This is a genomic window from Nostoc sp. DedQUE02 (assembly GCF_034531035.1).
Taxonomy (GTDB): domain Bacteria; phylum Cyanobacteriota; class Cyanobacteriia; order Cyanobacteriales; family Nostocaceae; genus Nostoc.
Window position 1 is genome coordinate 21,491 of sequence record NZ_JAVRBY020000080.1, and the last position, 7,069, is coordinate 28,559.

The following is a 7,069-nucleotide window of genomic DNA, read 5'->3' on the forward strand; positions in this document are numbered from 1 at the left end:
GAGGCTACTTCGGCTTCGCTCAGTACAAGTGCGCCAACGGCTCCGCTCAGGGCAAGCCGCTCAGTGACCGAGAGGCAGGGGGAGAAATACTACATATAATTGCAAAATGGTATAAGATAGCGTTTGACATTTTTTAATACCAGGTTTGCACAACATGACCCTTCAACTGTTGTCCTAACCAAGGTGTATTTTGTGAAAGTGTATAAAGATTTTTCCGTTCGACTTTCCAGGTTTGCTGGGGATCAAATAAAGTAAGTTCTGCTGGTTGATGAGGTAAAATCGCACTGACTTTCTGCCCCAAACACTCTGCTGGACTGGTACTCAATGCCCGCCATAATTCTAATGCTGTGAATTCTTTAGTTTCAACGAGATATTGCCACAGCAAAGGTAATGCTAACTCTAAACCGATTGCTCCTGGAGGTGCTTCGGCAAAGGCTTGGACTTTTTCTTCGTAGCTGTAGGGTGTGTGGTCAATTGCGATCGCATCAATCACACCCGCTCGCACCCCTGCACGCAGCGCTGCTACATCACGAGAATTACCTAAAGGCGGGTCTAAATGCAAGCTGGTGTGATAACTCTTAACTGCTTTGGTATCAAGTAAAAGGTGCATCCAGGTGGTGCTGGCGGTGATGGGTAAACCAGCTGCCTTAGCTGAAGCGATTAATTCCACACTGCGAGCTGTGGAGACACGCATGATATGGACTGGTGTACCAATGGTTGCAACCAATTCTAGCATTGCGGCGATCGCAGTGGTTTCGGCGCTGGCGGGTATTGGGGGTAAACCAAAACGGAGAGCATCTGCCCCTTCTCTCATTACACCATTTGCTGCTAACTGGCGATCGCTAGGCCAAAATGCTACTGGTTTACCCAACGGCTGGAGATACTCTAACACTCGTCCCACCAGCGCCAAATTTTCTAACGGCTTACCATCCGTAAAACCAACAACTCCAGCAGACGCTAAATTTGCCAATTCTGTCATTTGCTTTCCAGCAACATCTAGGGTGATAGCGCCCCAGATATGAAGCTGGGGGAGAGGAGAAGACAAGGAAGAGAGGGGAGACAAGGGAGAAAAATTGTCCCCTTGTCCCCCTTGTCCCCCTTGTCCCCCTTGTCCCCTTGTCCCCCCTCTCCTCTTCTGCAACTGTGCCACAAGCGCAGGGTTATCAATAACTGGGGATGTATCGGGTAAAATGCTAACTCTGGTAAAGCCGCCAGCAGCAGCAGCTTGTAAGAAAGACAAGAGAGTTTCACGTTCTTCAAAGCCAGGTTCACCAGAATGGCTGTACAAATCTACTAACCCAGGGCCGAGAACTAATCCCTGACAATCTTTGATTTGAGTATCAGAATTAATATCGGAAATGTGTGAAGCCACTTCTTGAATATAACCATCAGCAATCAACACATCAAAGAGTTCGTCAATTTCAGAAACAGGATCGATTACCCGTACTTTTTGCAACAGTTCAATCATAAAAGTTTTTAGTTATGAGTTAAAAGTTAAGAGTGATGAGTTATTTATTCCTCAGTCATTGCTTCTAAACTTTATTCCTCACTTCTAATTCCTCGCTTCTAACTTTACTCTTCATAGACGCGATTTATCGCGTCTCTCTTGTACGCAATGAATCGCACAGCAATCTATTACAATGCTCCTGCTGCTGTTTTATCTAGTACGCCTCCACCTAAATGAGTGGTAATATTCATTGCTTGCAATACTGGTAAACCATCGATTCCACAAGGGTAATCGATAACACTGACTGCGCCATTACCCTGGCGAAAATTCCAGAAATTTTCCAACGATAAACCCAGAATATGACAAAGCAATGTTTTGTTAGTAGCATCATGAGCCACTACTAATACAGTTTTAAATTGATTATTTGATGCTGCTTGCACAATTGATTGCCAAGCTGCAACGCTACGCTCCCACACTTGTTGCAAATTTTCTCCTTCAGGCATTTGCACTTGGGTGGGTATTATCCGCCAGCGCTGCAATTCTCCGGGAAACTCTTGCTCTATCTCTACTTCTAATTTTCCTTCCCAGAGTCCATGACTGATTTCTCTTAAACCATCTTGCAGTTCTAATTTGACATTCGGATGTTGTTTTAAAATGATCTCTGCTGTTTCTTTCGGGCGCAGCATTGTACTGCTGACAGCAAAATCTATTGCTACATCTTGGAGAAATACACCTGCTTTTTGCGACTGTTGTCTACCGTTATCGTTAAGGGGGACATCAATTTGCCCTTGAAATCTGGTTTGGCGATTCCAGTCGGTTTCGCCATGACGCACCAATAATAACCGTATTCCTTGATGATCTGGTCGCAATGAGGGTAAAGATTCTCCCGTGTGTTGCGTCTGATTTAAGGATTCTAGTTGGACTGGTTCACCCAATCCACCAGCAAAATTTAGTACGGTGATGCCACAGTTAGATTGCTGTATTGAATGGTAGCGACTTGCAGAGATTCCTAGTGCTGTGCTAATTAGGGCGCGATTAATTCCGTTATGTCCGACTATGAGAATAGTTTCGCCTTGATGCTGGGACAAAATTTCTTGCCAAAACTGCCGTGCTTGTTCGTATAAAGCAAGAACAGGAAAATATTCTCTTGTGCCTTGTGCATCATTAAGCAGCATCCGCAGTTCATCGGGGCGTTGATGCCAAGTGCGGTAGTCTTCGGCGAATTTCTCTTTGACTTGGGAAGTCAGCAGTCCTTCCCATAAAGGCAAGTCGATTTCTCGCAGCAAATCAGAAACTTGGACTACAGCAGATTGTTCAGCATGAGTCGCTAACTCACTATGGATAATATCTGCTGTATGTTTGGCTCGTTGCAAGGGACTGCTGTAAATCGCATTAAATAAGATATTGTTGAGGGCTTTGCCTACAAGACTTGCATCGTTACGACCTTTCTCGGTTAATGTTGACGCATCAGTGCGTCCTTGGATACGCCGCTCGGTGTTATAACCGCTTTGACCGTGGCGCACAATGATGACACGAGTCATCTCAAAGCCCTCCTCTATCTTGACGATTAATTTTACTGCAAAATGATTGCATAATTATCGACTCAGGAAGGCTAATTGAGTAAAATGCAAAACTTTATTCTCGTATGCAAGGCAGGATGCAATACTGCTCGGGTTTTGGATTTTTAACTCGGAGTTGGGTTTAGGGAAAAGGTTAAAGGGTAAAGGTTAAAGGTTTTTTCTTTCCCCTTTTCCCCAAAACCCGACAAGTATTGAGGCAGGATGAGGAGCAAGAATCGCCGTTGTGTTAACGATATTTTTTAATAATGCTGTTTTAATTTAAGTAGAAATCTTGGCTTTAATACTATTAGACACAAGAGTTAAAATGACGTAGGCACAATCCATGAATTGTGCCTAAGAGGATGTTTGAAAAGTTTTCTTCTCGGTAACAAAACGTTCTAGATCCCCCTAAATCCCCCGATAAATTGGGGGACTTTGATTCCGGTTCCCCCCTTAAAAAGGGGGGCTAGGGGGGATCGGTTAGTGCCTAAAATCACAGCCAACCACTTTTCAAACAACCTCTAACAAGGATTTTGGGCAACGCAGAAAATAAAACTACAGCCTCAACCTTTAGATAGTAGTTCTTGGTTTAGGATTGCTATATCTGATTATTCTCTATCTATATCTAACTGTACTTGCAATCCATCATTGTCGCTGCCGGACTGAGCGGGTGCTAAAAAAACAGAAGTGTCTGGCTGTGATAATGATTCGTTAAAGCGGATTTTAGCTGGAGCTTTATTGTCTCTTCTGTTATTGTTGGAAATGCTTGCTGGATTAGTTTGCTCAAAAAAACTTCTAAAGTCCTCTTGGGCTGTTCTATTATCAATTCCAACTAGAGAATCACCAGTTAATCTGTATTGTCTTAGATTTGAGCTTGATGCTGGTAACTGTGCGTTAACTTGGCTTCCTAAGCTTGCAAAGGCTGCCGTAATCCCCAAAAAAGCAATAATCTTGGTGTTCATTTGTTTTATCCAAATTATTCTTTAATATTGCTTGTCTATTATTCTCTGGGAAAATTATTTTGATTAACTCTATCGTTAGGTTCTACAACAATAATTTTATTGCGTATATATTTAGAACGTCAATGATTTTGGCTCTATCTAAAGTTACTTATACTGTCATCGTATTGCTTAGATTTGTACCAGTTGGACAGTCAGGTTATCTGGTTCAGTTTTTGAGCGATCGCACCTTGGTTGATGAGAGAATAGCGACGTTTAACGACAGACAAGCCAAAGAAGCATCTACGTATCTACTCAGGGACTTGCACAATGTGAGCGATGGCATTTCCCAGCTTGTTGGGGACTAATACGCGGCTGAATGGGTAAACGTGTGATGACAGAATATGTTTCAGCTAAACTGTGAGTTGAGATAAACCCTTGAATTTGCCCAGATTTTGCAGCTTGAATTTTGGAAAAGCAAACAGAATGTTGCGGGTGATTGACAATTAATGCCGGAACTATGACAGAAGTATCAAACAAGACTTTCATCAAACTATTTGATCTTGAATGCGTTCTTCTCTCAACTCATTTATAAAGGCATTAACATCAAAGTTTTCTGGTAATTCTGCCTCTACAACTAAAATCCCTTCTTTTCGATAAATGTTTGGTTGGTTAAGGGGCGGTACATTAGCTATCTCAGAGTTTTGTTGAGTATGTTCTTCAGTGACTTGTTGACTCAGCGTATCAATTTTTTCTGCAATAGCTTGCAAAACAAACTGCTCAGTCGAAATTCCTTGACTGTTTGCCCATTTTTCAATCTTTTGTTGGAGTTGAGGAGGAAAGTTCATAGACGTAAATACAATAACACTTCAATTGTAAAAGGCGATGTCTACGATGAGCTACGCTTTTGCTGCCATCATTCATCATTAACTTTTACTGCTTCTCCACTTTCAAGCCCTGCAATTAAAAGTTATCGAACAGAATTCAGGAGTCAGGAGTCAGAATTCAGAATGAATTCTGTACGACTGGCGGATGAATAAGCGGGTTTAAGACCCCCACCAAATCGTAGATTTGGTGGTCTTCAATCAGTGGTGGGTCTGAATCCCCCACTGATTGATTCTGACTCCTGAATTCTGACTTCTGAATTCTTCTTCAATCTACATGTTTTTGCATCTTGCGTGTTTGGTCTTGAGTGATTAATTCTTGTAGATATTCGCTAATTGAACCGTAGCCACTTTGAGCTACTTGTTCCTCAATAAAGACTTTCATCGACTCAGGTAAGGAAATATTAATGTTACTCATAACCTTGGGAGTGAGGTTGAACTATTTTTTCCATGTTATCAAGTGTTATCCTAAGAAATATTAGGAATTAACAATTACTTAGGCAAATGAGTATCACCGTTAATGTTTCTGAAGTAACTGCCAAGTTTTCTGAATTGCTGAGTCAGGTATTACTTGGTGAAGAGGTGGTGATTGCACAGAAGGGTATTCCAGTTGCACGCCTAGTTGCTCTCACAGATACAGCCTCACCTCGAATTCCAGGATTGGATAAAGGTAAAGTTATCATTGCACCAGATTTTGACGAGCCTTTATCAGAAGATATCCTAAATGATTTTGACAGTTCTAATCTAGTTTAGCGATGAGAGTTTTACTAGATACTCATGCATTTCTTTGGTGGGTAACAGATGATCCTCAGTTATCTTCCACCAGTCGCACTATAATTGCTGATTCAGGTAATATTTTATTTCTGAGTGTGGCAAGTGTTTGGGAGATTGTTATCAAGACTAAATCGGGTAAGCTAACTTTACCTGAATCTGTAGAAGAATATATTCCAAACCGACTAGCACTGAACCGCTTTGAGAGTCTAGATATTCAAATGACACACACTCTACAGATTGCGACTTTGCCAAACATTCACCGAGATCCGTTTGACCGGATTCTGATTGCCCAAAGTCAAGTAGAGAATTTGCCAATTGTAACCATAGACCAGAAAATTGCACAGTATTCTGTCGAGATTATCTGGTAATTAAAGCTTAGAAATGCAAAATTTATCAAAGGCGTAGCGTTAGAAACAACGGTCACAATTTCTAAAAACCTGCTTCAATTATCTCAATATCTTGAATTAAATCTGCTTCATTGTAATGACGCTCAATTTTGTTTTGTCCTAATAGTTTCTGAAATTCCCATGCAGATAAGTTAGCTAGGTGACGTGCTTGACTAAAGGTAAAAATATTCTGTGGGTACAGTTGTAAAGCTAATTCTTGGAGGATAGCTTCTTCACCTTGATTTAAAGAATCGGGCGATATTTGCAACTTGATGGGTTGGATAAATTGGCTCATTACCAACTTGCCTTAAGTAGGGTTTACTAGTCTGATCGTAAAAGTCACAGTCAAGCGATCGCACTGGTCATACTTGCAGTATTTTTCTTAAACTAGCACAGTATTGATTGAACAGTGATCGCTCACAACTACTAGATTGCAAACTCTATCGCTTAGACTCGCTCTTTTAATTACGAATTAATTTTTTAGCCGATCGCCACAGCAGGAAAAAGGGTAAGATTGCGATCGCTAACAAGATTTGGACAAACTTACCTAACCGATGCATCCAGATGGCGCGGGGAGTAGACTGGAGTTGCAGGATTTCTAGATTTTCTCGAATTGTCGCTGTAGTGGGATGATTAACTCCTAAAATGCGATCGCACATTGCCAGGGCATCGCTGTAGAGGGGTTCGGCTTCGCTGTACCGTCCTTGACTATAGTAGAGTCCTGCTAAATTGTTCAAGCTAGTAGCGACATCGGGATGGTCGCCATCAAACAGGCGCTTTCTCTTTGCCAGGGCATCGCTGTAGAGGGGTTCGGTTTCGCTGTACCGCCCTTGACTAAGGTAGAGTGCTGCTAAATTGTTCAAGCTAGTAGCGACATTGGGATGGTCGCCATCAAACAGGCGCTTTCTCATTGCCAGGGCATCGCTGTAGAGGGGTTCGGCTTCGCTGTACCGCCCTTGACTAAGGTAGAGTAAAGCTAAATTGTTCAAGCTACTAGCGACATCGGGATGGTCGCCATCAAACAGGCGCTTTCTCATTGCCAGGGCATCGCTGTAGAGGGGTTCGGCTTCGCTGTACCGCC

Annotated in this window: 11 protein-coding genes; 3 read left to right on the forward strand and 8 right to left on the reverse strand. The window is 42.3% G+C overall.

The features are described 5' to 3' along the window. Positions 1–133: 133 nt before the first annotated feature. From RMX98_RS32600 to RMX98_RS32610, 3 genes are all read right to left on the reverse strand, one after another. Positions 134–1,468, reverse strand: a complete 1,335-nt coding sequence (locus tag RMX98_RS32600; RefSeq protein ID WP_322681179.1) for a dihydroorotase — start codon at positions 1,466–1,468, stop codon at positions 134–136. 167 nt (positions 1,469–1,635) lie between these two features. After that, the gene (locus RMX98_RS32605; protein ID WP_322681178.1) at positions 1,636–2,988 is read right to left on the reverse strand and encodes a histidine phosphatase family protein; all 1,353 of its coding nucleotides are present in this window, start codon (positions 2,986–2,988) and stop codon (positions 1,636–1,638) included. Positions 2,989–3,614: 626 nt separating this feature from the next. After that, complete coding sequence (locus RMX98_RS32610; RefSeq protein WP_322681177.1) at positions 3,615–3,968, reverse strand: hypothetical protein; 354 nt, start codon at positions 3,966–3,968, stop codon at positions 3,615–3,617. A gap of 122 nt (positions 3,969–4,090) precedes the next feature. On the opposite strand from RMX98_RS32610, the gene RMX98_RS32615 reads away from it, so the two are divergent. Further along, positions 4,091–4,312 carry a hypothetical protein gene (locus tag RMX98_RS32615; RefSeq protein ID WP_322681202.1) on the forward strand — a complete coding sequence of 74 codons (222 nt, stop codon included), beginning with the start codon at positions 4,091–4,093 and terminating at the stop codon, positions 4,310–4,312. Here RMX98_RS32615 and RMX98_RS32620 read toward each other — a convergent pair. The 3 genes from RMX98_RS32620 to RMX98_RS32630 all read right to left on the reverse strand — a co-directional run bounded on the left by RMX98_RS32620 (position 4,260) and on the right by RMX98_RS32630 (position 5,246). Then, positions 4,260–4,493 carry a PIN domain-containing protein gene (locus RMX98_RS32620; RefSeq protein ID WP_322681176.1) on the reverse strand — a complete coding sequence of 78 codons (234 nt, stop codon included), beginning with the start codon at positions 4,491–4,493 and terminating at the stop codon, positions 4,260–4,262. The genes RMX98_RS32615 and RMX98_RS32620 overlap by 53 nt on opposite strands. After that, entirely contained in the window at positions 4,493–4,792 is a 300-nt protein-coding gene (locus tag RMX98_RS32625; RefSeq protein WP_322681175.1) for a hypothetical protein, read from the reverse strand. The genes RMX98_RS32620 and RMX98_RS32625 overlap by 1 nt, the downstream gene beginning before the upstream one ends. Positions 4,793–5,096: 304 nt before the next feature. After that, complete coding sequence (locus RMX98_RS32630) at positions 5,097–5,246, reverse strand: hypothetical protein (protein WP_322681174.1); 150 nt, start codon at positions 5,244–5,246, stop codon at positions 5,097–5,099. 86 nt (positions 5,247–5,332) lie between these two features. Here RMX98_RS32630 and RMX98_RS32635 point away from each other — a divergent pair, with 86 nt between their 5' ends. Beyond that, complete coding sequence (locus RMX98_RS32635; RefSeq protein WP_229468989.1) at positions 5,333–5,581, forward strand: type II toxin-antitoxin system Phd/YefM family antitoxin; 249 nt, start codon at positions 5,333–5,335, stop codon at positions 5,579–5,581. Between the two features lie 2 nt (positions 5,582–5,583). After that, positions 5,584–5,970 carry a type II toxin-antitoxin system VapC family toxin gene (locus RMX98_RS32640; protein ID WP_322681173.1) on the forward strand — a complete coding sequence of 129 codons (387 nt, stop codon included), beginning with the start codon at positions 5,584–5,586 and terminating at the stop codon, positions 5,968–5,970. A gap of 61 nt (positions 5,971–6,031) precedes the next feature. Here RMX98_RS32640 and RMX98_RS32645 read toward each other — a convergent pair whose 3' ends face one another. Continuing rightward, on the reverse strand, positions 6,032–6,283 hold the full coding sequence (locus tag RMX98_RS32645) for a UPF0175 family protein (protein ID WP_322681172.1): 252 nt from the start codon (positions 6,281–6,283) through the stop codon (positions 6,032–6,034). Between the two features lie 166 nt (positions 6,284–6,449). Further along, positions 6,450–7,069, reverse strand: a 620-nt coding sequence (locus RMX98_RS32650; protein WP_409882061.1) for a tetratricopeptide repeat protein, incomplete at its 5' end; no start/stop codon positions are given.